The following is a 26015-nucleotide window of genomic DNA, read 5'->3' on the forward strand; positions in this document are numbered from 1 at the left end:
CGGTGGCTCCCGCTCAAGTGGTCCCGACGCCGACCGCCAGTCCCTCCAGGACGTCTGCGAGCGCCACAGCACCGGCCTCCGCGTCGGCGTCCTCGGCGTACTCCTCCGGCGAATGGGAGACGCCGGTCGGGTTGCGGACGAAGAGCATCGCGGTCGGCACGTGCGACGCGAGCACTCCGGCGTCGTGCCCCGCTCCGGTACCGAGCACAGGCGCCTCCGGCAGCATCCGTTCGAGGCGCCCGCGGAGGAACGGGTCGAAGTCGGTCGTGGCGCTGAACGACTCCTCGGTGATCGCGGCCTCGCATCCCTCCTCCGCTGCGACGAGCGACAAGCGTTCGGTGATCCCCGCCACGATCGCGGCGGTCACGACGTCGTCAGGATGACGGACATCGATCCAGAAGTCCACGCTCGACGCGATCACGTTCGTGCCTCCCGGCAACGGGAGCACCCGGCCGACGGTCGCCCGAGCGTCCGGCGTCGCCCGTCCGATCGTGCGGATGTCGGTGATCGTCCGCGCGGCCGCGACGAGGGGGTCCCGTCGATCATGCATGAGCGTCGTCCCCGCATGGTTCCCTTCACCACGGATCGACACCCGCCACCGTCCATGCCCGAGGATGTTCGAGCCGATCGCGACCGGGCGATCGAGGTCGACCAGCGCCCGCCCCTGCTCGACGTGGAGCTCCACGAACGCGTCGATCGCTCCGAGCCCGCCCGGATCTGGGCCTACACCCCGCGGGTCGACACCATTGCGTGCGAGGACTTCGGCGAACGTGTCGCCCTCCACGTCGCGTAGGGCCAGCGCACGCTCCGGACTGATCGCCCCGGTGAGGAGCCGCGAGCCGAGGCAAGCGACCCCGAACCGCGAGCCCTCCTCCTCGGGGAAGACCGCGACGACGATCGGCTTGGTCGGCTCGAAGCCTCGCGAGCGCAGGTGGTCGATCGCGATCAGCGCCGATGCGACCCCGAGTGGTCCGTCGTAGGCGCCACCGCCGGGGACCGAGTCGAGATGGCTCCCGGTGACGACCGCACCCGCCGTCGAACGTGACGGCACGTGCCACCAGGCGCGAATGACCCCGTTCCCGTCGATGTCCACGTCGAGGCCACGGCGCTCGGCCTGACCGACGAACCACTCCCGCAGCTCGAGTTCGGCGGTGGAGTAGACAGGCCTCGAGTAGCCTCCCCGACGCGGATCCCGACCGATCCCTGCGATCTCGTCCAGGAGCGAGACCACGGTGTCGCGTGTCACCGGACGGCTGCCAGGCTCGGACGGAACATCGCGGGCACAACGTCTCGGCCCTCGATCAGCGCGAGGGCGTATTCGCCGATGAGCGGGGCGAACTTGGCACCGTGGCCGGAGCAGGGCGCCAGGACCGTGATCCCGTCGACCCGGTCGATGACGAAGTCCTCCGTCGGGGTGTTCGTGAACAGGCAGGTCGTCTCGGCGTACGGTTCCGGGACGAGGCTCGGGAGGAACTCGCGGACGTAGGCGACGACCCGTCGGCGGTTCGCGTCGTCGACGACGCCGTCATGATCGGCGGCCGAGGGGATGCGCCTGCCGCCGTTGTACTCGGCGACCTTCTGACCACGCCACTCGGCGTCGCGCCCTCCGGGGAGCCCGTAGACCTGCATCCGCTCGGACTTGTGGATGAAGGTGGGCCACACTGAACCGGATCGCGCCGGGTCTTCCGCGTCGACGCCGATTCGGTCCCGATACGGGAAGTGGTACGCCTGCTCCTGACTGACCTCGAGGGCCGGGAACGCGTCGAGGAACTCTCCCGGCAGCGCGAGGTCGCCGAGCAGGTCCGGAAGCCAGCCCCCGGCTGCGACCACCACCTGCTCCGCATCGAACGCCCTCCCCCCATACCCGAGCACCCGGTACCCGGTGGCAGTCCGCTCAACCCGCTCGACCGGCCAATCGTTCAGGACCGTGGCCCCGGCGCGGACGGCGGATTCGAGCATCGCCATCACCGCCTGCTCCGCGTCGATCACGCCGGCTCCCGGATGCCACAGGGCGGGCGTGTCGAAGCCGATGTCCCAACGGGCTCTGGCCTCGTCTCGGGACAGCAGCTCGTGATCGATGCCGTGCTCGGCGAGCACCGACGCGAGGTGCTCCGGGCGACGGGTCGTCCCGAAGTCGAGCGCCCCCGTCTGCGTGATCAGTGGACGCCCGTGCTCCAGGCCGAGCTCGTCCCACCCTGATGCCGCCGCGAGGACAAGACGGGTGTAGGACGCCTCCGGGTAGGCGTAGCGGAAGATCCGGGCCGATCCGTGGGACGATCCCCACTCGTTGGCCGGGCGACTCCGCTCGAGGACGATGACGTCGTGCCCGGCCTGGGCCAGACGCCAGGCCGCCGCGGCACCGGCGAGCCCGGCTCCGATGACGATGACGCTCGTCATGCGCGTGCTTCCAGGTCTTCGTCCTCGTAGGCGCGCTCGGCGTGGGCGTGCTCGTCGATCCCGGCGACCTCGTGCTCCTCGGGGATCCGCAGACCGATGGTGATCTGAATCAGCTTCGCGATCACCCAGGTGACGATGAACGAATAGGCGAGGACCGCGACGGTCGCGATCGTCTGCACGCCGAGCAGTTCGAATCCGCCGCCGTACAGCAGACCGGAGCGTCCGTTCGGAGCCGCATCCGTCGCGAACACTCCGATGAGGAGCGTCCCGATGATGCCCCCGACGAGGTGGACCCCGACGACGTCGAGGGAGTCATCGAACCCGAGCCGGAACTTCCACTCGATGGCGAGGCAGCAGACGACGCCCGCGATGGCCCCGATGATGATCGCACCGATGGGCGAGACGGCGCCGCAGGCGGGGGTGATCGCCACGAGGGCGGCGATGATCCCCGATGCGCTGCCGAGGCTCGTGACCGCTCCGTGGCGGAGTCGATCGACGATGGACCAGCCGATGAGCCCGGCACAGGCGGCGACGGTGGTGTTGAGGAACACGACGCTCGCCGCATTACCGGCTGCGAGCGCTGAACCGGCGTTGAAGCCGTACCAACCGATCCAGAGCAACCCGGCGCCGACGAGGACGAGCGGGCGGTTGTGGGGACGGAGCTTGCCGCCCCAGTCCTTGCTCTTCCCGAGCACGAGGGCCAGTGCGAGCGCCGCGACGCCGGCGTTCATGTGCACGGCCGTCCCGCCCGCGAAGTCGACGGCACCGAGGGTGTTCGCGATCCATCCACCGGTCGCCGTGTCGTTCGAGAAGGCGAACACCCAGTGCGCGACCGGGAAGTACACGAGCGTCGCCCAGAGCCCGGCGAACAACAACCACGCGCCGTACTTCATGCGACCGGCGGCGGCACCGGCGACGAGCGCCGTCGTCACTCCGGCGAACAGCAGTTGGAACGCCGCGAAGAGTGCGAGGGGAATGCCGGCATCGGGGTCGTCGACGAGTGCCTGGTCGAGCCCTGCGAACTCGAACGGGTTCCCGATGAGTCCGAGCCCGCCGACGGAGTCACCGAAGACGAGCGAGTACCCGAAGGCCACCCAGAGCAGCGCGACGAGGCTGGCCCCGCCGAAGCACATGATCATCATGTTGAGGATGCGGCGGGACGAGACCATCCCGCCGTAGAACAGAGCCAGGGCCGGGATCATGAGGGCGACGAGCGCCGAGCTCGTCAGGATCCAGGCGACGTTTCCAGCGTCCACAAATCACTCCATCGTTCGAGGTGCACAGCGGCCGGACGGCCGCGGCGTCGGGTTCGGGTGGAACAGGTGTCGGTGCTCGGTGCCGGTCGGCGGTCAGGCCAGGTCTGGGGCTTCCCAGAGGTTGAGCTTCGTGCCAATCCCCTGCTCGACGGCGTTCTCGTAGATCGTCTTCGCCCAGGCGACGTCCTCGACGCCCATCCCACCGACGCTGAAGAGCACCGGCTGCTCGGGGAACTCGCGCCCGACGGCGCTCCCGTCGAAGACGTCTCCGATGTTGACCACGCGGGACTCGTCGAGTTCGCCGGTCCCGATGAGGTCCTGCCAGTAGAGGCCGATCATCCCGAACGCGGTCTCGTGTGACGGCGCCGGGTACTCCTCGGCCCACGCCTCGTAGATCTTCTTCGCGTCGGCGATGAGGCGGGCCTTGCCGGAGAGGGTGTACTCCTTGTCCATCCGCAGGTTGGCGGGCAGGCTCAGGAAGGCGCCCGGCTTGATCCAGTCGCCGTCGATGAACGGGTAGTTCTCCGAGCCGACCAGGCCGGTGACGGCTTCGGACACGATGTCCGAGTCACGCACGGCGGCCTCGACCGTCTCGGCGATCTCGATCGTCGTGAACTGCGGGTAGTGCTCGCGGACGTAGTCGGCGAACGCCTCGGACGTCGACCGTCGGCGCCCGTGGATGCGGATGGTGTCGAGCGAGGGACGGGCGGTGGTCATGGCGTGCAGGGCGCTCTTGTTCATGGCGCCGGGCCCGATGATGCCGAGCGACTTGGCGTCCACCGGCGCCAGGAGCTTCGCGGCGGCTCCCGGCACGGCAGCGGTGCGGTAGGCGCTCTCGAGGTTGCCGGACATGATCGCGTAGGGCGCACCGGTGTCCTTGTCGTTGAGCACGATGAGGTGGATGGAGCGCGGGAGGCCTCGCTCGCGGTTGTCGACGTTCGAGCCGTACCACTTGACGCCGGCGGTGTCGAAGCGTCCGCCGAGGTAGGCGGGCATCGCCATGAACCGACGGTCGGCGGCGTCCAGCGGCATGCCGGGGAACGGTGAAGTGGCGGGGAACCCGATCGGTGCTCCGTGCGAGTTGGCGGTCGGGCCGGCCATCCGGTAGTCACCCTTCGCGACGAGCACCAACACCTCCTCCATGACCTCCATGCAGTGGGCCATGTCCTTCATGCCGGCGGCGATGACCTCCGGTTCGCTCAGGTAGAGCATGTCGATCCGGGTGTTCGGGGAAGCGTCTGCGGTCACGGGTGGTCCTCCAGGTCGGGGTGTGTGGTCCTCAGCGAACACGGTCGCGATCGTCCTGGTCAAATACCGATTCGAACCTCGATTGAGAGCGTTTCGCTCGCAATCTGGACGAAACAGCGTGGTAATACGACGGTCGTATCGTCGATGGGATGGAGCTCCGCCAGCTGCGCTACTTCCTCGCCGTCGCCGAGGAGCTCCACTTCGGGCGCGCCGCTCGACGGCTGCACATGTCGCAGCCACCGCTGAGCGTCCAGGTCGCACGGCTCGAGCAGGAGGTCGGCACCGCGCTGTTCGACCGTTCGACGAGGCGGGTGGCGCTGACCCCCGCTGGACGACATCTCCAGGCGCGGGCGAGACACATCGTCGAGGAGCTCGACACGGTCCGGGGTGAGATGCGCGACTTCGTCGACGGTCTCGCCGGGGAGCTCACCGCGGGGTTCGTGAGTTCGGCCAACTACACGGTCCTCCCCGGTGTCGTGCAGCTGTTCCGGGCGAGCCGCCCCGGGGTGACGCTACGCCTGGTGCCGTTGACCTCAGGAGAACAGTTCGACCGGCTCCGCGACGGCACGCTCGACGTCGGGATCGTCCGTGACGAGGTCCCGCAGACGCCATCCGACAGCTCTCCAGCGCTCACCACCGAGGTCGTCTTCGAGGAGCGTCTCGTGGCGTGCCTCCCGGTGGGTCATGCGCTGGCGGGCCGACCCGAGGTCACCGCGGAGGAGCTCATGGACGTCCCGATGATCTCCTACCCGCGGGCGCTCATGCCAGGATTCGTGGACCGCGTCGCGGAGGTCCTCGGCACGTCGAGTCGGACGCAGGTGGTCGAGGAGGTCGTCCATCAGGAGACCGCACTCGGGTTCGTCGCGGCCGGCGTGGGCATGACGATCCTGCCCGAGTCGGTGCGGCAGCTGGTGCCGCCGTCGATCGTCGTCGTGCCGCTCGCCGGGTCGCCGACGACACGCCTGCTGGCCGCTCGTCAGGAACGGACGGACGAAAGCCCGGTCCACGACGCGTTCATCGCGTGTCTCCGTGATGCGGCCGCGCAGCTCGGGTGAACTGCCCACTCGAACACCGCGCGTCCGCCTCCCGTCTCGGCGGCGTAGCCCAGGTGTTTCTGCCCGGCCTGGACAAACGAGTCGCGCCTGTCCAAGCTGGAACCGATGACCGACACCCGCGACGACTTCACCATCCGCCGAGCCACCCCGGACGACGTCCTCCTCCTCCAGGAGTGGAGCTGCGACGAACCGGTCGCCTGGGTCGATCCGGAGCGGTTGACCGCCGAACTCGCGAGTGTGAACTATCGGCCGGAATGGTCGTGGATCGCCGAGCAGGACGGTCGCCCGGTGGCACGAGCACTCTGGTGGGGCCAGGCGGACGCGAACCGGCCCGCCACACTCGACTGCCTCACCACCACGGTCGAAGTCGCGGAGCCCGAACGTGTCGGCGCTGCGCTCATCCACGCTGGACTGGACGCCTTCGGCGCAGGTCCCGCACTGGAGTTCAATGTCGACGTCTCCCCTGCCTGGGCGGATGACGCCGCCAGCGTGGAAGCGGTGCGCTGGCGCCACGAGGCTGCTCGCGCGGGTGGGTTCTCGCGCACGACCGAGCGGGTCAGTTTCGCGAGGTCCAGCTCCGATCCGATGCCGGCACGATCGCAGCGCCTCCGTTTCGTCGCCGCCCCGGACGACGCGTTCCATGAGCTGTTCGCACTGGTCGCGACCGGCACCCTCGATGCGCACACGCAGGACATGGTCGCGCGCGAAGGACTCGAGGCGCTCGCGGACGACGACCTGGCGTTCTACCGTTCGCTCCCCGGCGAACGGGACGCCTGGCGGGTCGCAGAGCTGCTCGACGGGACGATCGTGGGATTCATCATCCCGACGAGGACGGCGTACGACGCGAGTATCAGCTACCTGGGTGTGCTCCCCGAGCATCGCGGACACGGGTACGTGCACGACCTCCTGGCGGAGATGGTCCACATGCACCACGGGTCGGGGCAGGACCGGATCGTCGGCACCACGGACGCCGCGAACACCCCGATGCGCGGCGCGTTCGAACGAGCCGGTTTCTCGGTCACGCGCGTTCGGATCGTGCACGAGCAGTAGGTTCGCCCCGGGCTCGGTTCCGACCGTCTCAGTTGAGCACCGCGACACGGTCGACCGCCGCGCTCGTCAGACCCGCGACGACCGCAGCACGCGGACGACCCCGGAGTAGACCGCGAGCCAGATGATCAGCTGCAAGACCGCAGCGACGAGGAGCGGCAGCACGAACGACCCGCTTTCGGCGGAGGACAGCCAGAAAGCTTCACCGACCGTGCCGGCGATCCCGACCGCCGAGACCGTCAGGAAGAGCGCGCGCGACGCCACCGCTTCCCGACGGTCGACGGTGTCCGTCGCTCCGGTCCGACCCTCCAGCGGGTCGGTGGTCTGCGGTGTCACGTCGGTCCACACGGAGATGGCGCGGATGATGCGGTTCTCGGAGACCTGCAGCCGGAGCAGGATGACGACGCTCGTCAACGCGACCGCGAACCCGATGAGGACCACGAAGGCGAAGAGCGCCCCGCTCTCCCCCACCCAGAACGGACCGAGGACGGTCACGGTCGCGACGGAGAGGGTGGCGGCCGCGACGAGTGCTACGGACGAGACGAGCCCGATCGCCAGGCGGGCCGGGCGACGGTACTCCAGGAGCAGGACCTCCAGCGCAACGTCGCCGACCTCAGGCTGTCGCTGTCCACGCTCGGTGGCACTGATCCACGCTCTCGCCTCAGGTCGGAGCAGGAAGGCGTTCCAGGCTGCCGCAGTGGAAGACGCGGCCGGCGGCCTCGATGGTGCTCGCCGCAGGGCCGGCTGGCGGGTTCGCTCGGGGTGCATGTGCCGACCTTACGCGGACCGCGTGCCGGGGGAAGGCGACAGGGCCACCCAGAACCGTCCGCACGGCGCGGCCGAGTTCGCCGAAGTCGGGTCCATCGAAGCTGAGCCGGTGATCACGGTCGAGGCTTCAGCCCGTCGAGCATCACCTGCAGGAGGAGGGGCAGGTCTTCGGGAGTACCGAGCCGCACCGCGTGCTCGATTCCGCACACGAGGTGCGACAGGCGATCGACCGTGAGATCGGCGCGGACGGCACCCGCGGCGCGGGCCGCCTCGAGGACGGTCGTGAAGGATTCGAAGATCTCGCGTTTGACGTTCCGCACGGAGTCGGCCTCGTCCTCCGGCGAGAGGAGCACCGTCTGCAGACCGCCGTCCTCGAGCTGCAGCCTGAGTGCCGAACCGAGGTAGAGCGCCAGCCCATCGCCCGGATCCGGCTCGGCTGCGGCACGCCGAGAGGTATCGAGCATCGCGTCGAGCGCGTCGGCTGACAGCGCTTCGATGAGTGCGTGGACCGTCGGGAAGTGCCGGTAGACGGTTCCGACCCCGACCCCGGCCTCGCGGGCGACGTCGTTGAGTCGAAGCGTCGCGCGGTCGTGGGTCCGGGCGACATCGAGGATGTTCGCCCGGCTACGAGCTGCGTCGGAACGGAGAGTGGCCATAGGACCACTTTACGCCAAACGGATGGCCTATCCGCTTGTGCTATGGTCCAAACGGATAGATCATCCGCTTAAGAAGTGAGGAAAATATGACCTGGGACCCCACCCGCTTGCCAGACCAGACCGGACGAACCATCGTCGTGACCGGTTCCACCGCCGGAATCGGGTACTTCGCCGCAGAGCAGCTCGCTGCCGCTGGCGCGGACGTCGTGCTCGCCTCCCGATCGCATGACAAGCTGCGGCGGGCCGCCACCTCCATTCGAAGCCGAGTCCCGCAGGCCCGGGTCCGCCACGTGCCACTCGAGCTCGGCTCGCTCACCGCCGTCGACGAGGCAGCTGCCGAACTCGCCCTGCTTCCCCGTCTCGACGCCGTCCTGCTCAACGGCGGTGCGATGAGCATGAACCGACGCGAGCTGACTGCGGATGGATTGCCCCTCCTGCTCGGCACCCATGTGGCCGCCAATGCCCGACTGCTGGCCAGGTTGCTCCCGACATTGGTCGCCACGGCCGTGGATCATGGCACGGTGGCTCGAGTCGTCCACACCTCGACCGGATTCGTCCAACTGCTGCGTGTCGGCGTCGACGACCTCCGCCAGGTGCCCGCGATCGGGGTCGTGGCCTACACCAAAGCCAAGACCGCGACGGAGGTGTTCGCCTTCGAGCTCGACCGCAGGCTCCGAGCGGCCGGACTGCCCGCCGCATCGGTCGTGACCCGGCCCGGTGTCGGCGTCGACGCGAAGACCCCGGAGCGACCTGGAGTCCGCGACGACACGACTCCATATCAGCGGAATCCCTACACGCCTTGGGCACAGGGCAAGGACACCGCCGCCTGGTCCGCGGTCAGGGCTCTCACGGATCCCGAAGTCCGGGGCGGCGAGTACTTCTCGCCGGTCGGCCGACTTCGGGGCGCTCCCGTCGCCATCGTTCCACCGGCCAGGACTGCCACGCCGGCGAGCGACGCGGCGCCGTCCCTCTGGCGGCAGGTCGAGGACCTCGCTGGCGTGCCCATCGACGTCGGCGCCTGACGCGAGGCAAGCCCGGTGCCCGCCTCGTCGAGCCGGCACGTCCGGTGGGATGGGCCCGGCCTGATGCGGTGCGTGTCATCTCATTGGGCATCGACAAACGCACGGAGCACCTCGACCCACTGCTCATGCGCGTCAAGGTGCGCATCATGCGATGCGCCACTGAGATCGACGCGACGGGCGCGCCTGCCCCTGCAGACGAAAACCGCCTTCTGATCCTCGGTGAACATTCCTGCGTCTGCGTAGACCACGAGGGTCGGCACGGCGATGCTGTCCCACTCGCGCCAGCGAGGCTCGCCGACCGCCTCGATCGTCGTCTGCATCACGTCCGCATCGAAACGTGGGATCAGTCCATCGGCTGTCTCCTCCAGATCCTCGACCCAGGCACGTTCGAGCGGCCCGTCACCAAGCTCGACCGCCGCTTCCGATCGACTTGCGAAGGGGACGTTCCACGACCGGAAGAAGTCGCCGAGAGCTCGGTGATCATCCGCCGTGCCACTGCCCTGGTTCCCTTCGAGCATGACCAGCGCGCGAACGAGATCTGGCCTACCGGCAGCCAGGAGCATCGCGGTGTGCGCACCCATCGACTGCCCGATGACGATCACCGGTTCTGATGTCTCGGCTTCGATCACCCGTGCAGCATCCGTGACGTACGCCGCTCGAGACGTGTCCATCGGCCGCCTCGTACTCTCCCCGTGGCCTCGCTGGTCGATGAGGATGACCGATCGTCCGGCGAGCGCTCGAGCCGTTGGAAGGAACTCCCGACTGCTTCCGGCGAGTCCGTGGAGGATGACCGCCGCCGGCTCGGCACCTTCGAACACGGTGTACGAGATCATGACCCCGTCGTCGACGATCAGCTGCTTCCGTGTCGAGACCATCAGTCCAGCCTAGGAGGCGTTCGCAGCCAGGCCGGGAGCGGCTACCGCTCGTCACCGTGAAGGTGAACGGGTGACTCGCATTTCGTCGTCGCTCTGACGAGGATCATCCGGGCCGAGCAACCGTTCCAGGTGCGCGGCATGCGCAATGGGACCACGTCGAGCATCGGACGCTGACGGCGGCAGGACGTTCGGCCCGGCCGCTCCAGGTCGGACGGTGGAGAGTGCAGGGAGAGGACGGGCGATCCGTCCTCACCACGGAGGAGTTCCCATGCACGCAGCAGTCGTCACGTCGTTCACCGAGCCGCTGGAGATCCAGGAGCGGGACGTCCCCAGTCCGGGGCCGGGCCAGGTGCTGATCCGCCTCGAGACGTGCGGGCTCTGCCACACCGACATCCACGCGGCTCACGGCGACTGGCCGGTCAAACCCCAGCCCCCGTTCGTGCCCGGACATGAAGGTGTCGGCATCGTGGAGGAGCTCGGATCCGGGGTGGCCGACCGGTCCGTCGGCGAACGGGTCGCGATCCCCTGGCTGGGATACGCCTGCGGAGAGTGCCGCTTCTGCATCGACGGCCGCGAGACCCTCTGTGAACAGCAGCAGAACAGTGGCTACTCGATCGACGGCGCCTTCGCTGAATACGCCGTGGCGAGCGCACGGTTCGTCGTGCCGGTTCCGAGCGGGCTGAGCGCGCTTGACGCCGCCCCGCTGAGTTGTGCCGGTGTGACGACCTACAAGGCGATCAAGGTCGCGAAGGTGCAGCCGACCGAACACGTCGCGATCTTCGGGATCGGCGGACTCGGGCACCTCGCGGTGCAGTATGCACGGATCGTCGGTGGATCGGTGATCGCCGTCGACATCGAGGACGAGAAGCTCGACCTCGCGAAGGAACTCGGCGCGGAGCACGTCGTGAACGCGGCCAAGGTCGACCCGGTCGCGGCGATCCAGGCAGTGGGAGGCGCGGACGTCGCCGTGGTCCTCGCAGCCTCCCCACGCGTCTTCGAACAGGCCTTCGCCTCCTTGAATCGCGGCGGTCGGCTCATCTGCGTCGCACTCCCCGCCGACCAGGACATGCACGTCTCGATCTTCGAGACGGTGCTGAAGGGCATCTCGATCATCGGGTCGATTGTCGGCACGAGGCAGGACCTCGCGGAGGTCTTCGCCCTGCACGCCGCCGGGCACACGAGGATCATCGCGGAGACTCGGAGACTCGACCAGATCAACGACGCGATGGCCGAGGTGCTCTCCGGCAAGGTCCTCGCAAGACTCGTCGTCGAGTACTGAACCGGCGGCGATCCCGATGAACACGGCTCAAGGACCACGGGCGCAACCGAGGCTCGGCGTCATCGGTGACGGTTTCCTCGGCAGGTGCGAGTGGGACACGTGGTTCACGCCAGGCCTGGTGCTGGACCTCCGGGGCGCAGCACTCTCGGCCGACGGCCTTGCACCACTCACCGTGGTCCTTGTCCGCGTCGAGCCGGAGGCGTTGATCCTCTCGACCGGCAGCGCCGACGGTGCATGCGGGATCGTCGACCTGACACACCCTGGCCGGATGCTCACCTCCATCGAGCACGTTCTGCGAACGCTTCACGCAGCGCTTCCCGGCACCCGTCTCGTGCTCCAAGCGCTGCCGCCCGCCGATGCACGCCACGCCCCGGCCATCGAAGCGCTCAACGACGCGCTCGCAGGACTGTGCGTCGCCCTGGATGTGGGGTTCTTCCCCCTTCACCCGCACTTCGCCCAGCTCGACGGCTCGATGAACCCGGACCTCGTGTCGTCGAGTGGACAGCTCAACCGCGACGGGTTCGAGACCTGGATCGAGATGCTCGACCTCGCTGCGCTGCTCCCAGAGGCCGTCAGGCCACGGCGGCTTCCCGCCCCCCATCACGTCTACCGACCACCGGGAGCCTCGGGTGTCCGGCCAGAGCCAACCTTCGGCTGACGCACGGAGCGGAGACGCTCCGATCCGTGACGACCATGACCCGGACTCACCACCGCTCGGAGGACGTCCAGCTCGCCAGCACGGACGCGCCACACTGCAGACCGGTCTGCAGGCGGCCCGCCGATACCCCCTGGTCCTGACGACACTGTTCGCACTCGTCGTCGGAGGGGCGTCCGCCCTCCTCGGCGCGACGACGGTCTCGTCCGTCGTGCTCGCGGCCACCGCGTCACTCATCGCGGTCGTGCAGCTCGCGCGCATGATCCGTCGCATCCGCTCGGGCTCCTGGGGACTCGATGTCCTCGCCATCGTCGCGATCACCAGCACGGTCATCCTCGGTGACGTCTGGGCCGCGGCGATCGTCGCGCTCATGTTGACCGGCGGCCAGGCGCTCGAGGACTTCGCGTCGACGCGAGCCAGGCGGGAACTGACCGCCCTGTTGGCGACGGCTCCGTCCTTCGCGCACCGCCTCCGCGATGACGGCACGGTCGACGAGGTGGAGGTCGCCGACATCGGGATCGGTGACATCCTCCTCGTGCACCCCGGTGAGGTGGTGCCGGTGGACGGCGAACTGCTCAGCGCGACCGTCGAGGTGGACGAGTCCTCGCTCACCGGCGAGAGCCTTCCGGTCACCCGAACCCGAGGAGCATCCCTGCTGAGTGGGACGGTCAACGGGCAGCTCGGTGCGACCATCCGCGCAACCGCGACGGTCGCCGGCAGTCAGTACCACCAGATCGTCCAGCTGGTCGAATCGGCCGCCGACAGCAAGGCGCCCTTCGTCCGACTCGCCGACCGATATGCCGTCCCGTTCACCGTCTTCGCCCTCGTCCTCGGCGGCCTGGCTTGGGCGCTCAGCGGCGATCCGGTGCGATTCGCGGAGGTGCTCGTGGTCGCCACACCGTGTCCGCTGCTGATCGCGGCGCCGGTGGCGTTCATCGCGGGCATGAGCCGAGCGGCGCGGAACGGCGTCATCGTCAAGAGCGGCGGAACGCTCGAACAACTCTCCAGGGTGAGGACGATCGCGTTCGACAAGACGGGAACGCTCACCCGTGGGGCGCCCGTCGTGGATCGGGTTGAGTGCGCGGCGAACCGCGGTGAAGACGAGGTCCTCGCCATCGCGGGAGCCGTCGAGCTGGGGTCCACGCATGTCCTCGCCGAGGCTGTCGTCGACGCCGCGGCGGCACGGCTGGGGCCGTCGGCGCGGCTGCCGCGAGCGCACGACGTCTCGGAGCTGCCCGGGCGCGGCGTCAGTGCGATCGTGGGGACCGAACGGATCGAGGTCGGCAAGGCTGCGGTCGGGACCGCGCTACCCGATCACTTCGCAGCCCTGGTGCCGGGCGAGATGGCGATCTTCGTGACCGCGGACGGCGCACTCATCGGCCGGATCGTGCTCCGTGACGGCGTCCGCGACGAAGCGGCAGACGTCGTGTCGCAGGTGCGCGGCCTCGGTGTGCAGCGCCTCGTGATGGTGACCGGCGACGCGCAGGGCACCGCCGCGCACGTGGCCGCCGCCGTCGGCGTCCCCGAGGTGCACGCCGGGCTGCTCCCGGCGGAGAAGGTGGTCGTCATCGCGGGCATCGCCGATCGGCCGGTCGTCATGGTGGGCGACGGCGTCAACGACGCACCGGTCCTCGCCGCAGCCGATGTCGGCGTCGCGCTCGGTGCACGCGGCGCCACCGCCGCCTCACAGGCCGCCGACGTCGTCATCCTCGTCGACGACCTGCGTCGAGTCGTGAGCGTGATGCGGATCGCCCGACGCGCCGTCCGGGTGGCGCGTCAGAGCATCGGCATCGGCATCGGGCTGAGCGTCGCGCTCATGCTGGTCGCGACCTGGGGCGTCCTTCCGGCCATCATCGGTGCCACCCTCCAAGAGGTCATCGACGTTATCACGATCCTCAACAGCCTTCGGGCCCATCGGCCGCCTCGCGGCCACTCCGACGAGGCATGACCGTGATCGCCTCAGCCTCCGCCGCGCCGTCCACCCGAGCGGACGCGCAGGACCTTCGGCTCTGAGTCCGCGTCGCTCGGGCCGCAGGCTGATGAGAGGCCTGTACCGGGCCGACCCTCGAAGGAGCAGATCATGACCGAACACACCCTCGTCGGATGGGACGGTTCCGCCGCAGCGCGTCGCGCAGCGGAATGGGCGACACATCGCGCCCTCGCGACCGGCGAACCCATCACAGTCATCCAGGTCGTCGCTCCAGGTCCGGCCGGTGCCGACGACGTGACGCTCATCCGCGCGGTGGAGTCCGCTGAGGACGAGGCCATCAGTATCCGACAGCGGTATCCGGTCCTCGACGTCCGCTCCGAGGTACTCGTCGGTGAACCACTCGCCGACCTTCGAGCCTGCTCCGACGAGCATCGCCTCCTCGCCGTCGGCACGGACGAACTCGGCACGACGTCCCGGACCTCAGGCTGGTCGTTGGGCAGTCGGTTGGCTGCGTCGTGTTCCGGCCCGGTCGCGGTCATCCCCCAGGTGGCAGCGGGTGAGCGTCACGGTGTCGTGCTCGGGATCGAGAACCGAGAGGAGGACAGGCCTGCGATCGAGCTGGCCGCACGAGAGGCGATCGCCCGTGAGGAACCACTCCATGTGGTGCATGCCTGGCATCAACCGACCGCCGCGGGAGCACGCGGGCTCAATCCGGAGTTCATCGCTTGGCTCGGCGACGCGCACACGACCGCTCTCTCCGAGGCTGTGGAGCGTATCGAGCGGGACTTCCCCGAGGTCTCGCTGCAGCAACACCTGTCCGAGGGCTGGCCGGCCGACGCCCTGCATGCGTTCGCCGGTTCGGCGACGGCACTCGTGGTCGGAACCCGAGGCCGCGGCGCGGTCCTGAGGTTCTTCCTCGGGTCGACCAGTCATCAACTGCTGCTGACCATCGACGCCCCGACCATCGTGGTTCCTCGTCGGCCGGTCTCCACCCCGGACGACGAAGCCCCGAGGTGAGACGCAGGAGGACCAACGCCTCTACGGTCGTCTCGCGCGACGAGCCAAGGTGGTGGAAGGACGACGATGACACCTGCGCGATGGGCCCCATCTCGAGACCATCGGCGATGAGGGAGGACCATCATGAGCAGGCGAGCGATCATCGGCTGGGACGACACGGATGCTGCCCGAAACGCCCTCGACTGGGCGCTCCGCTGGTGGGGTGCCGAGGACGTCGAACTCGTGACCGTCGGGACCCGGGACGAGTCGAGCGCCGAGTACTTCGTCGCCGGTTCGCTCGCAGCCGAAGCGAGGATCCGGCTCATGGACGCAGCCGAACAGGTACGGGAGTCGCATCCCGATACGAGCATCTCGTCCAGATTCGAGCTCGGGGACCCCGTCGAGGTGCTCGCCGGTCTCAGCAGCGCTGATACGTGTGTCGTGCTCGGTACGAACCGGAGCGGTGAAGCGCCGTTCCGGTTCGCCTGGTCCGTCGCGACGAAGGTAGCCGCGACGGCGGTCGGCCCGGTCGTCATCGTGCCCACCTTCGTCGACGACCCACGCACGTCGGTGCAGCAGATCGTCGTCGCCGTCGATGGATCCATCGGCGAACTGGAGCTGGTGCGGATCGCAGCGGAGGAAGCCGAGCGGACCCGATGCGGGCTGACCGTCGTGCACGCTTGGACACCACCGATCTGGGAGTCCGAGGACGTCTTGGACCGAGACATGCTGCAGTGGCTGGCACAGGAACACGCACGCTTGCTGGACGCCACCGTGGCCGACGTCGCGGCGAGCCACCCGACGGTCACGATCGCCAAGCAGCTGATCGAGGACGAACCGGGGCCGGCCATCACCGCGGTGGCCCGATCGGCTCAACTCCTGGTGCTCGGCAGGCACGGAGTGAGCCAGCTCCGCCGACTGTTCCTGGGTTCCGTCAGCCACACGGTCCTGCTCGACATCCCCGCGCCCACCCTCGTCCTCCCCCTCGGCGTTCCGGAGCGATGAAGTTCAGACGGTCGACGCCACCGATGGACCCTCGGACGGGCCCGGACGCGGCACGAGTCGTGCGTCGCCCGCCGAACGCGGCACGATGAGCAGTGGGCACGGCATCAGGGACAGCAGCGAACGGCTCACCGAACCGAGTGCCAGCGACGCCAGGACGTGTCGGCCATGGCTCCCGATGACGAGCAACGATGCGTGCTGCGCCGCCGTGCGCAAGGCATCGACGGCGCCCCCGACGACGAGCTCCACCCGCAGCTCGATGCTGGCGTGCAGATCCGACTCTCGCGCGAACGTCCGCGTGATGATGTCGGTCATCGCGTCGGACACCCCGAGGGGCGGGTGCTGCTCCTCGGGCCTGACCTCCGCCAGGAACGGCGGTGCAGGCTTCCATGCATGGACCAGGTCCAGCGACGAACCGGACCAGGCCGCCACGTCGATGGCCACGGCGAGCACGGACGTGGCCTGCACGTCGTCGTCGATGCCGACCACCAAGGCGGCCCCCGGACCCGGTTCACGAGCTGGGATGACGGCCACGGGACACGGCGCCGACGTCACCAGCCGGGCGGCGAGCGCCCCGTACGGTGATGTCCTCGTCTGCTGCGGGCCTCGATCCGTTCCCAGGACGATGAGGACGGTCGCTTCGGATGCACGCGCGAGCTGGGTCACGACGTCGCCGTACGCCAGGCGCCGTTCGACGCTGAGACCCGGATGACCAGTCCTCGCCGTCGCCTCCGCACGGATGAGCGTCTGGGTCCCGCCCGCGGATCGGACTCCTCGCGAATCCTGCTGCTCGAGCACCAGTACGACCAGCAGCACTGCGCCGAGACGCTCGGCGGCAGACGCGGCCCATCGCACCGCGCGTCCTGCGGATGCTGAACCGTTCGTCCCGACCACCACGTGTGCACTCATGGCTGCGCTCCCTCGGTCGTGCGTCGCTTCGTATCCTGGGGGAACGACGGGTCGGCTGGTAGGGGCGTAGGTCCTTCGGCGGTTGGATGGCCCGGTGGCACGGGGCTATGCTGCTCGCACAGGCATGCAGACCGATGCACCAGGGGGTGTGGATGGACGCCGACGCTCCGCCGCAATTCCCCGATCCCGCGCACGCAGAGTTCGACAGCGCGCTAGCCGCACTGGTCACGCAGGCCGCGCTCGTCCTGAAGACGCAGGGGCGCCTCCACGCGCTCATCACCGCCAACCGGGCGATCACCGAGGAACTCAACCTGAGCAGCGTGCTGCGCACGATCGTGGACGCCGCCGTCGAGCTCGTCGACGCGGAGTACGGAGCGATGGGGGTCATCGCGACTCATGGCGGCCTCGAGCAGTTCATCCATGTCGGGATGCCCGTCGAGACCGCAGCACGGATCGGTCATCTCCCGGAGGGCCACGGTCTCCTCGGCGCGGTGATCGAAGACCCGCAACCGATCCGGCTGGATTCGCTGACCGACGATCCACGCTCGTCGGGCTTCCCTGCTGAGCACCCGCCGATGAGCTCGTTCCTCGGTGTTCCGGTGCGTGTCAGGGACGAAGTGTTCGGCAACCTCTACCTGACGAACAAGCGTGGGGGTTCGTTCTCAGCCGAGGACGAGCAACTGGTGACCTCGCTCGCCTCGACGGCGGGCGTCGCGATCGAGAACGCCCGTCTCTACGAGGAGAGTCGAAGCCGGCAGGCGTGGACGGCGGCATCGATGGAGTTCACCAACGCGGTCCTGACCGACTCGGCCGAATCCGCAGAGACGTTCCTCTGTCGGATGAGCGTCGATCTCGCCGGAGCAGACGTGGCGTCCATCATCGACGAAGAACGCCACGTGCTCGCCGCTCGCGACACGGAGGATGACGTCATCATCGACGTCCTGCCGGGACGCGCTCGACGACTGGCCGCCGCCGCGTTCACGAGCGGCGTCGATCGGGTCGCCGATTCGCCAGGCGCCGCGGCCACCCGCTCCCGCTCGGCCGAGCCCTACACCGGGCCGATGCTCGCGGTGCGACTGCCGCTGGCACCGCCGAGGGTCCTGCTCCTCGGCCGATCACCCGAGCGGCCTCCGTTCACACCGTTCGACGCGCGGATGACGACGGACTTCTGTTCGCAGGTCGCCGTGGCGATCGAGCTCGCCTCCGCCCGTGAGAATCAGGAACGTCTGGTGGTGATGGAGGACCGAGGGCGGATTGCCCGGGATCTCCACGACCACGTCATCCAGCGACTGTTCGCAACCGGTCTGGATCTGCAATCGCTGGCCTCCGCGACGTCGGGTCGGACGAACGACATCCTCGACAACGCCATCGAGTCGCTCGACGCCAGCATCACTCAGATCCGGACCGTCGTCTTCGCCTTGACCGGGAGATCGACCGGAGCCACCGGCTTGCGGTTGCGACTGATCACGCTGGCCGACGAGCACAGCGGGGCCCTCGGGTTCTCCCCCGCGGTCACGTTCACCGGGGCGATCGATCATGCAGCGACCCCGGCGCAGGCTGATGAGATCCTCGCGGTGTGTCGAGAGGCCCTGAGCAATGTGGCACGGCACGCTCACGCGACGACGACCAGTGTCAACCTCTCGCACCAGGACGAGACCCTGCGATTGACGATCTCGGACGACGGGCGAGGATTCGTGCCGGACGACGTCGCCCGGCGAAGCGGTATCGCGAACCTCGAACAGCGCGCGCAGCGGTTGCGCGGAGGCTGCGTCATCGACTCGTCGGCAGCAGGGACGACGGTCCGTTGGTGGATCCCGTTGTCCGCCACAGCCAACTCTGGAGGCACCCGTGGCCGCTGAACCCATTCGTGTGTTCCTCGTCGACGACCACGAGATCGTGCGCCGCGGCGTCGCGGAACTCGTGTCGGCAGAACCCGACCTCGAGGTCGTCGGGGAAGCGTCGACGGCGCGGGATGCGCTGCAGCGCATCGCGGCGACCCGCCCGCGGATCGCGCTTCTGGACGTCCGGCTCCCCGACGGGAACGGTGTCGATCTCTGTCGCGACCTCCTGTCGGAACACGCTGACCTCCGCTGCATCATGCTGACCGCCTACGACGACGACACCGCGATCACCGCGGCGGTCCTCGCGGGTGCTTCGGGCTACGTCCTGAAGGACATCCGCGGTAGCGGCCTCATCTCGGCCATCCGGAGTGTCGCCGCCGGCCGCCGACTGCTGAGCAGCACCCTGGCGAAGAACCTGTCCGCATCGCTTGCTCAGGAGCACCGCGACGATCCACGACGTGAGACGCTGGGTCTCCGCGAAAGCCAGATCCTCGCACTGATCGCCGATGGACTGACCAACCGCCAGATCGGCGATCACCTCGGCATCGCCGAGAAGACCGTGAAGAACTACGTCTCCTCGCTCTTGAGCAAACTGGGCATGCAGCGGCGCACACAAGCCGCCGCCTACGAGGCCGAATCCCGCGCGCGCTCCCATCCCGGGTGATCCGGGGTCCTGCCATCCGTGGGACGTTCGCCTCTGTGCTCGTTCGCGACCACACGCGACGATCGGATCCCAGCCGGGGTGCAGCCCCGCGCACGACGCAGGGAGTCTCGACATGATCGAACAGACCGTCATCGCCTGGGATGGTTCCGATGCTGCTCGACGCGCATCGACCTGGGCCGCCTCACGCGCCGCGGCCACGTCGGACGCCCTCCGCGTGGTGCAGGTCGTCGACCGGTCGTCTGCGGATGATGGTGAATCGCTCGAGCGAGCGGTGGCATCGACCGAGGACGAGGCGTCCCGCCTCCGCGTTCTCCATCCCGAGCTGCTCGTCCGGGCCGACGTCGTCATCGGTGACCGGTACACCGAACTCCGCGGTTTCTCCGACGACACCCGCCTGGTGGCGCTCGGCACGGACGAGCACGGATCACCGACCCGGAGCTCAGGCTGGTCACTCGGCTCACGGCTCGCGGCAGCATCGTCGGGCCCCGTCGCGGTCATACCGGAGCTCGCCGAAACCGGACGCCACGGCGTGGTCGTCGGTGTCGATGGCACGACCGACTACGCCGCCCTGTCGTTCGCCGCGCGTGAGGCGATCGCCCGGCAGGAGCCGCTGCACCTCGTCCATGCCTGGCACCGGCCGACGACGACAGGCGTGCACGCGCTCAACCCGACGCTCGTCGACTGGATCCGCGAGACCCACTCCGAGACGCTCGCACGCACGACAGCCAGTCTCGTCGAGGCGTTCCCGGAGGTGTCGGTCCAGCAACACCTCACGGAGTCGCACCCGGCCGGCGCCTTACATGCGTTCGCCGCATCGGCGTCCGCGATCGTGGTCGGAACCCGTGGGTACGGACCGATCCGACGGTTCATGCTCGGATCGACCAGCCACACGCTCCTGCTCTACATCGACGCCCCGACGATCGTGGTTCCCAGCGCCCCTCAGGGCCCGTCGGGTGCCACCGACCCGCTGCTCGCGTGAACCGCGCGGGCGGACGCCTCATCCGTGACGACGAGGTGGTTCTCCACACGCTCGACGCCGCGCAGCGCCGACACCAGCGTTTCGGCCGTCTCGGCATGGTCTCGGGTGCTGACCGACCCGATCAGTTCGACCGCACCACCGGTCACACGGACCTGGATCGTCTCGACATCGACGCCGTCCGCCCATCCCAGCACGTCGACGACTCGGTGGGCGAGCATGGTGTCGGTCAGCGTCATCGGTTCACACGGACCGACCACGAGCTCGTCAGCGATGCCGTGCACCCCGGGAACCGCCAGGACACGACGTCGGACCGCCAGCACCTCCTTGAACGTCCGAACCTGCCCCGTGAGTGTCACGATGCCGTCGGTGACGGCGACTCCGACGCTGGCGGCGTCGATGTCCGATTCCCAGATGAGGGCCGTCCGGACGGCACCCTGCACGGCGATTCCGGCTTCGGTCGGCCGGTTGCGCGAGTCGCTCATCGGAGTGCGTCGTTCAGACGGTCGACGATGCGGAGGGTCGCGTGGCGCAGGGAGCGGCGGGCATGCTGCGGTTCGACGGTCGGATCCATGCGAGTAGCCTGCGTCGTTCCAGCGATCCTGGGCAGGGGCGAAGGTCCTGCGGGACGTTCGGCCCTGCCCTTCGCCACCCACGACCGGGACACTGTTCCCATGAACGACCAGACCCCTGTTCCGATGCTCGGCGAGGATGCTTGCTGGGAGCAACTGTCGCGTGTTTCGATCGGCAGACTCGCCATGAGCGTCGGCGGTCGGCCCGACATCTTCCCGATCAGCTACGTCGTCGACGGGCACACGATCATCATCCGCACGAACCCTGGCGACAAGCTCGTCGAACTGACGATCAACGACCAGGTCGCCCTCGAGGTCGACTACTACGACGACGCGGAGGCTTGGAGCGTCGTCGTGAAGGGCACCGCCGAGCAACTCCAGCACGGAGTCGACATCGACCTCGCCGAACGACTCGCCCTCACCACGCTCATCCCGATCTCTACCGAGGTGTTCGTGCGCATCACGCCCGAGCAGGTCTACGGTCGCACCTTCGACCTGACCGCCGAACGACCTGAGCCGGTGTGAGGCGTGAAACCCGTGATCGTCCGCGGGACCTTGGTCCCATCGCCCGTGGGCGTTCGTCCGTAGCTTCAGCAGCGCGGGTTCGACCCGTTCAGCCGACAAGGCCCAGGAGACGATCCCGTGGGAGATCCTCCTGAGGGCCGCACTCGGACGACACCGCATGGTGCCGGGGCAGGCTGGGGTAGGGATGACGGACACCCGAGCGTCGTCCCTACCCGTCGGTCGGCATCCAGGGCGGCAGGACCTTCGACTCTGGGCGTCCCCGCGGACACACGGGACACTCCTGACATGAACAGCGGCACAGACTCCCCCGTCCGAACGGCGACGACCCCGATGACGGCAACCTCCGAACCTCCGACGATGCCGGTCGTCGTCGGAGTCGACGGTTCCGAGGCCTCCATGGCCGCGTTCCGGACGGCAGCGCGACTCGCCCCGGTCCTCGATGCCCCGCTGCGGGCCGTCCTCGTGTGGCAGTTCCCCAATGTCGGGTACGCCGGCTATCCGACCGTCGCCGGCTGGGCACCTGACGCCGACGCCCAGGAGCTCCTGAGGGCCATCACCACCGAGGTCTTCGGCGACGCCACGCCCGACTGGTTCTCCACCGAACTCGTGATGGGCACGCCTGCCCAGGTACTCGCCGAGGTCGGCACCACCGCGCAGCTGCTCGTCACCGGCGGGCATGAACACGGCGGTCTCGCCGGGATCATGCTGGGTTCGGTCAGCGAGGCGATCGCGCGACACGCCCCCTGCCCGGTCCTCGTCCTCCGCGGTGACGACCACGACCTCATGACGACGGACGGCGACGACCGACGGCCGGTCGTCGTCGGCGTCGACGGCTCGGTGGCGTCCCTCGACGCGCTTCGGCTCGCCGCCGACTTCGCGGAGCGGTTGGGGGCCCCGCTGCGGGTGGTCCTCGCGTGGCACGAACCGATCTCGTTCAGCGGGTACCCGCTGGCACTGGCCTGGTCGCCGCGGGAGGACGCACGGACAGCGCTCACGACGTGCACCGCCGAGGTGTTCGGTCCCGAACTCCCGGCACACGTCTCCACGGAGGTCATCGAAGGTCGAGCGGCCCCGGTGCTCATCAACGCCGCTCGCGATGCACGCCTCCTGGTGATGGGTGCACGCGGACGGGACGGGTTCGCCGGACTCATGCTCGGATCGGCCACGGAGGCCTGCGTGCGCCATGCTGCCGCGCCGATCCTGGTCGTCCCGGACCGACAGACCAGGATCGGTCGCCTCGCCGAAAGCACGGACACCGCGCAGGACGCCGACCCCGTCGGCGTGGACGAGTCATGACCGAGACCCCTCGGGCCGGGTCGACCCCCGGAGCCACACGCGCATCATCGTCCGACAATCCGTACTGGCGCGACACCTCCGTGGTCCACCCCGTCGACGCGAAAGCGACCGAGGTGGAACACCTCGACGAGGACGCCTGCTGGGCGCTCGCCGTCGCCTCCAAGATCGGCCGCATCGCCGTCGTCAACGACGATGGAGGCCCGGACCTCCTCCCGGTGAACTTCCTCGTGCACGATCGGCGCATCTACATCCGGTCGGCACCCGGTTCCAAACTCATGGACATCACGAGTCGGCCGCGCGTCGCGTTCGAGGTCGACGGACACGACGCCGACAGCTGGTGGAGCGTGATCGCGCACGGCAGCGCACGGCGTCTCGCCATCGATGCGGAGATCGACGAGTCCGGGGTGCTGGGTCTCGACTCCTGGAGTCCGACGGTGAAGAGCAACTTCATCCGCATCACCCCCGCTCGCCTGACCGGTCGCCGATTCCCCCGGCGCATCAGACCGGCGACCGACGAGTGGCTGTCATGACCAATACCCCAGCAGTGACGACAGCGGTCGGGGCCTGGCAGGCGGACGGTTCGGGCGCTCTCGAGGCCGACTCGCTCGCCTCACTCGACGCCTGGTGGCGTGCCGCGAACTACCTCTCCGTCGGGCAGATCTACCTCCTCGACAATCCGCTCCTCCGGGAACCCCTCCGTCCGGAGCACATCAAATCGAGACTGCTCGGTCATTGGGGCACCACACCGGGGCTCAACTTCGTCTACGCCCACCTCAACCGCGTCATCCGGCTCCGTGAGCTGAACGCGATCTTCATCGCGGGACCCGGCCACGGCGGGCCTGGCGTCGTCGCGAGCACCTATCTCGACGGCACCTACAGCGAGGTCTACCGGCACATCGATCGGAGCGAGGACGGCATTCGGAGGCTCTTCCGACAGTTCTCCTTCCCAGGCGGGATCCCGAGCCACGTCGCTCCCGAGACCCCCGGGTCCATCCACGAGGGTGGCGAACTCGGCTACTCCCTCTCCCACGCCTACGGTGCGGTCTTCGACAACCCGGATCTGCTCGTCGCCGCAGTCGTGGGCGACGGCGAAGCCGAGACCGGCCCGTTGGCCACCGGTTGGCACTCGAACAAGTTCATCGACCCGCTGCACGATGGCGTCGTCCTCCCGATCCTGCACCTCAACGGGTACAAGATCGCCAACCCGACGGTGCTCGCCCGGATCCCGGAGGCGGAACTCGAACAGCTGATGCGCGGTTACGGCCACACACCCCACCTGGTGTCGGGTGGGTTCGACGGCGAGGACCCGCTGTTGGTCCACCGACGGTTCGCCACCGTCCTCGACGAGGTGCTCGACGAGATCGCGCAGATCAAGGCCGATGCGGCTTCGGACGCGGCAGCGGGCGCGCCCGTACGACGACCGGCCTGGCCGATGATCATCCTCCGGAAGCCAAAGGGTTGGACCTGCCCGCCGGTCATCGATGGGAAGGCGGCCGAGGACAACTGGCGCTCCCACCAGGTGCCGTTGGCGAACGCTCGCGACACGCCGGAGCACCTCGCGGTCCTCGAAGGGTGGTTGCGCTCCTACCGGCCCGAGGAGCTCTTCGACGAGTCCGGCGCCCCGGTGCCGTCGGTCACCGCGCTCGCCCCGCTCGGCGATCGCAGGATGAGTGCGAACCCGGTCGCCAACGGCGGGATACTCCGGCGCGAGCTCCGGCTCCCCGACTTCCGCACATATGGCGTCGATGTCACCGAACCCGGCAGGACGAGCTCCTCTGCCACCACCGTGCTCGGCACCTGGCTCCGCGACGTCATCGTGCGGAACCCCGACACCTTCCGGATCTTCGGACCGGACGAGACGGCGTCGAACCGTCTTCAGGCCGTCTTCGAGGTGACCGACAAGCAGTGGGACGCCCTCTCCGAGTCGGCCGACCTCGACAACCATCTGGCCCGTTCGGGGCGCGTCGTCGAGATGCTCAGCGAGCACCAGTGCGAGGGGTGGCTCGAGGGGTACCTCCTCACCGGACGCCACGGGTTGATCAACTCGTACGAGGCGTTCATCCACATCGTCGACTCGATGTTCAACCAGCACGCGAAGTGGTTGAAGACCGCGCGCACCATTCCGTGGCGCCGTCCGGTCCCATCGCTGAACTACCTCCTCAGCTCCCACGTCTGGCGCCAGGACCACAACGGCGCCTCGCATCAGGACCCCGGCTTCATCGATCACGTCGTCAACAAGAAGGCCGACGTCGTCCGGGTCTACCTGCCGTTCGATGCGAACACGCTGTTGTCCACCTACGACCATTGCCTGCGGTCGGTCGACTACGTGAACGTGGTCGTCGCGGGTAAACAACCGCAGCCGGACTGGCTCACGATGGACGAGGCGATCGCGCACTGTACCCGCGGCGCCGGAGTCCTCGAGTGGGCCGGCACTGAGCGGCCTGGCGAGGAACCCGACGTCGTGCTCGCCTGCGCGGGTGATGTACCGACACTCGAGGTCCTCGCCGCGGCGCAACTATTGCACGAGAACCTGCCATGGCTCCGGGTCAGGGTGGTGAACGTCGTCGACCTCATGCGTCTGCAGAGCGAGGGCGAGCATCCGCATGGCCTCAGTGACACGGCGTACGACGCGCTGTTCACGGCGGATCGACCCGTGATCTTCGCGTACCACGGGTACCCGTGGCTCATCCATCGGCTGACCTATCGGCGTCGCGGCCACGACAACCTGCACGTCCGCGGCTTCATCGAGGAAGGGACCACGACGACACCGTTCGACATGGTGATGATGAACCAGCTCGACCGGTACCAGCTCGTCATCGACGTCCTCGATCGTGTTCCCGGGCTGGCCGTGCGCGAGGTGGCACTCCGCCAACGGATGCAGGACGCACGTGCGCAAGCCAGGGCGTACACGCGCGAGCACGGCGAGGACATCCCCGCGGTCGCCGACTGGACCTGGGACGCGAAGCGTCGACACTTGTCCCGAACCGAGCGGTCCGAGCGATCGGCCGAACTGGAGTAGATCCGGAGGACGCGCGTGCGATGATCC

24 protein-coding genes are annotated in these 26015 nt (G+C 68.7%); 15 read left to right on the forward strand and 9 right to left on the reverse strand.

Features of this window, described 5'->3' with window-relative positions:
• Positions 1–13 precede the first annotated feature (13 nt).
• From IFU11_RS01905 to IFU11_RS01920, 4 genes are all read right to left on the reverse strand, one after another.
• Positions 14–1246 carry an allantoate amidohydrolase gene (locus tag IFU11_RS01905; RefSeq protein WP_192018016.1) on the reverse strand — a complete coding sequence of 411 codons (1233 nt, stop codon included), beginning with the start codon at positions 1244–1246 and terminating at the stop codon, positions 14–16.
• Entirely contained in the window at positions 1243–2397 is a 1155-nt protein-coding gene (locus IFU11_RS01910; RefSeq protein WP_192018017.1) for an FAD-dependent oxidoreductase, read from the reverse strand. The genes IFU11_RS01905 and IFU11_RS01910 overlap by 4 nt, the downstream gene beginning before the upstream one ends.
• Complete coding sequence (locus IFU11_RS01915; protein ID WP_086473388.1) at positions 2394–3653, reverse strand: ammonium transporter; 1260 nt, start codon at positions 3651–3653, stop codon at positions 2394–2396. The genes IFU11_RS01910 and IFU11_RS01915 overlap by 4 nt, the downstream gene beginning before the upstream one ends.
• A gap of 93 nt (positions 3654–3746) precedes the next feature.
• Positions 3747–4901, reverse strand: a complete 1155-nt coding sequence (locus tag IFU11_RS01920) for a tyramine oxidase subunit B (RefSeq protein WP_307783395.1) — start codon at positions 4899–4901, stop codon at positions 3747–3749.
• Between the two features lie 149 nt (positions 4902–5050).
• Between IFU11_RS01920 and IFU11_RS01925 the strand changes: the two genes are divergently transcribed.
• Complete coding sequence (locus tag IFU11_RS01925) at positions 5051–5956, forward strand: LysR family transcriptional regulator (protein WP_192018018.1); 906 nt, start codon at positions 5051–5053, stop codon at positions 5954–5956.
• 105 nt (positions 5957–6061) lie between these two features.
• On the forward strand, positions 6062–7006 hold the full coding sequence (locus IFU11_RS01930; protein WP_192018019.1) for a GNAT family N-acetyltransferase: 945 nt from the start codon (positions 6062–6064) through the stop codon (positions 7004–7006).
• 66 nt (positions 7007–7072) lie between these two features.
• On the opposite strand, the gene IFU11_RS01935 is transcribed toward IFU11_RS01930, so the two are convergent.
• Both IFU11_RS01935 and IFU11_RS01940 read right to left on the reverse strand, forming a co-directional pair.
• Positions 7073–7771 carry a hypothetical protein gene (locus IFU11_RS01935; protein WP_192018020.1) on the reverse strand — a complete coding sequence of 233 codons (699 nt, stop codon included), beginning with the start codon at positions 7769–7771 and terminating at the stop codon, positions 7073–7075.
• 113 nt (positions 7772–7884) lie between these two features.
• Positions 7885–8427 (reverse strand): TetR/AcrR family transcriptional regulator, encoded by a 543-nt coding sequence (locus IFU11_RS01940; RefSeq protein WP_159878607.1) that lies wholly within the window; start codon positions 8425–8427, stop codon positions 7885–7887.
• Between the two features lie 137 nt (positions 8428–8564).
• Here IFU11_RS01940 and IFU11_RS01945 point away from each other — a divergent pair, with 137 nt between their 5' ends.
• Positions 8565–9449 carry an SDR family NAD(P)-dependent oxidoreductase gene (locus tag IFU11_RS01945; protein WP_371742695.1) on the forward strand — a complete coding sequence of 295 codons (885 nt, stop codon included), beginning with the start codon at positions 8565–8567 and terminating at the stop codon, positions 9447–9449.
• Positions 9450–9529: 80 nt separating this feature from the next.
• Here the strand turns inward: IFU11_RS01945 and IFU11_RS01950 are convergent, their stop codons facing one another.
• On the reverse strand, positions 9530–10324 hold the full coding sequence (locus IFU11_RS01950; protein ID WP_192018022.1) for an alpha/beta fold hydrolase: 795 nt from the start codon (positions 10322–10324) through the stop codon (positions 9530–9532).
• A 268-nt stretch (positions 10325–10592) separates the two neighbouring features.
• Here IFU11_RS01950 and adhP point away from each other — a divergent pair, with 268 nt between their 5' ends.
• The 5 genes from adhP (at position 10593) to IFU11_RS01975 (ending at position 16189) form a co-directional block, all read left to right on the forward strand.
• Complete coding sequence (gene adhP, locus IFU11_RS01955) at positions 10593–11603, forward strand: alcohol dehydrogenase AdhP (RefSeq protein ID WP_191941027.1); 1011 nt, start codon at positions 10593–10595, stop codon at positions 11601–11603.
• Positions 11604–11619: 16 nt separating this feature from the next.
• Positions 11620–12261, forward strand: a complete 642-nt coding sequence (locus IFU11_RS01960) for a hypothetical protein (RefSeq protein ID WP_192018023.1) — start codon at positions 11620–11622, stop codon at positions 12259–12261.
• The gene (locus IFU11_RS01965) at positions 12233–14206 is read left to right on the forward strand and encodes a heavy metal translocating P-type ATPase (RefSeq protein ID WP_342365682.1); all 1974 of its coding nucleotides are present in this window, start codon (positions 12233–12235) and stop codon (positions 14204–14206) included. The genes IFU11_RS01960 and IFU11_RS01965 overlap by 29 nt, the downstream gene beginning before the upstream one ends.
• A 132-nt stretch (positions 14207–14338) precedes the next feature.
• A complete protein-coding gene (locus tag IFU11_RS01970; protein WP_192018024.1) occupies positions 14339–15205 on the forward strand; it encodes a universal stress protein in 867 nt (288 codons plus the stop codon).
• 123 nt (positions 15206–15328) lie between these two features.
• Positions 15329–16189: a universal stress protein gene (locus tag IFU11_RS01975; RefSeq protein WP_192018025.1), complete on the forward strand. Its 861-nt coding sequence runs from the start codon at positions 15329–15331 to the stop codon at positions 16187–16189.
• Positions 16190–16192: 3 nt separating this feature from the next.
• Here IFU11_RS01975 and IFU11_RS01980 read toward each other — a convergent pair whose 3' ends face one another.
• Positions 16193–17095 carry a universal stress protein gene (locus IFU11_RS01980; protein WP_191941023.1) on the reverse strand — a complete coding sequence of 301 codons (903 nt, stop codon included), beginning with the start codon at positions 17093–17095 and terminating at the stop codon, positions 16193–16195.
• 152 nt (positions 17096–17247) lie between these two features.
• Between IFU11_RS01980 and IFU11_RS01985 the strand changes: the two genes are divergently transcribed.
• The 3 genes from IFU11_RS01985 (at position 17248) to IFU11_RS01995 (ending at position 20579) form a co-directional block, all read left to right on the forward strand.
• Positions 17248–18954, forward strand: coding sequence for a GAF domain-containing sensor histidine kinase (locus IFU11_RS01985; protein WP_191941022.1), 1707 nt, complete (start codon positions 17248–17250; stop codon positions 18952–18954).
• Positions 18944–19600, forward strand: a complete 657-nt coding sequence (locus tag IFU11_RS01990; protein ID WP_192018026.1) for a response regulator — start codon at positions 18944–18946, stop codon at positions 19598–19600. Before IFU11_RS01985 ends, IFU11_RS01990 begins: the two co-directional genes overlap by 11 nt.
• A 112-nt stretch (positions 19601–19712) precedes the next feature.
• A complete protein-coding gene (locus IFU11_RS01995; RefSeq protein ID WP_191941021.1) occupies positions 19713–20579 on the forward strand; it encodes a universal stress protein in 867 nt (288 codons plus the stop codon).
• Here IFU11_RS01995 and IFU11_RS02000 read toward each other — a convergent pair.
• Positions 20540–21061 (reverse strand): BON domain-containing protein, encoded by a 522-nt coding sequence (locus tag IFU11_RS02000; RefSeq protein ID WP_191941020.1) that lies wholly within the window; start codon positions 21059–21061, stop codon positions 20540–20542. The two genes, IFU11_RS01995 and IFU11_RS02000, sit on opposite strands and share 40 nt — an antisense overlap.
• A 189-nt stretch (positions 21062–21250) precedes the next feature.
• On the opposite strand from IFU11_RS02000, the gene IFU11_RS02005 reads away from it, so the two are divergent.
• The 4 genes from IFU11_RS02005 (at position 21251) to IFU11_RS02020 (ending at position 25988) form a co-directional block, all read left to right on the forward strand.
• The gene (locus IFU11_RS02005; RefSeq protein WP_192018027.1) at positions 21251–21673 is read left to right on the forward strand and encodes a pyridoxamine 5'-phosphate oxidase family protein; all 423 of its coding nucleotides are present in this window, start codon (positions 21251–21253) and stop codon (positions 21671–21673) included.
• A 285-nt stretch (positions 21674–21958) separates the two neighbouring features.
• Positions 21959–22969 (forward strand): universal stress protein, encoded by a 1011-nt coding sequence (locus tag IFU11_RS02010; protein ID WP_192018028.1) that lies wholly within the window; start codon positions 21959–21961, stop codon positions 22967–22969.
• Complete coding sequence (locus IFU11_RS02015) at positions 22966–23499, forward strand: pyridoxamine 5'-phosphate oxidase family protein (protein ID WP_191941017.1); 534 nt, start codon at positions 22966–22968, stop codon at positions 23497–23499. The genes IFU11_RS02010 and IFU11_RS02015 overlap by 4 nt, the downstream gene beginning before the upstream one ends.
• A complete protein-coding gene (locus IFU11_RS02020; protein ID WP_192018029.1) occupies positions 23496–25988 on the forward strand; it encodes a phosphoketolase family protein in 2493 nt (830 codons plus the stop codon). Before IFU11_RS02015 ends, IFU11_RS02020 begins: the two co-directional genes overlap by 4 nt.
• Positions 25989–26015 lie beyond the last annotated feature (27 nt).

The organism is Plantibacter sp. CFBP 8804, from assembly GCF_014841225.1.
Classification (GTDB): domain Bacteria; phylum Actinomycetota; class Actinomycetes; order Actinomycetales; family Microbacteriaceae; genus Plantibacter; species Plantibacter auratus.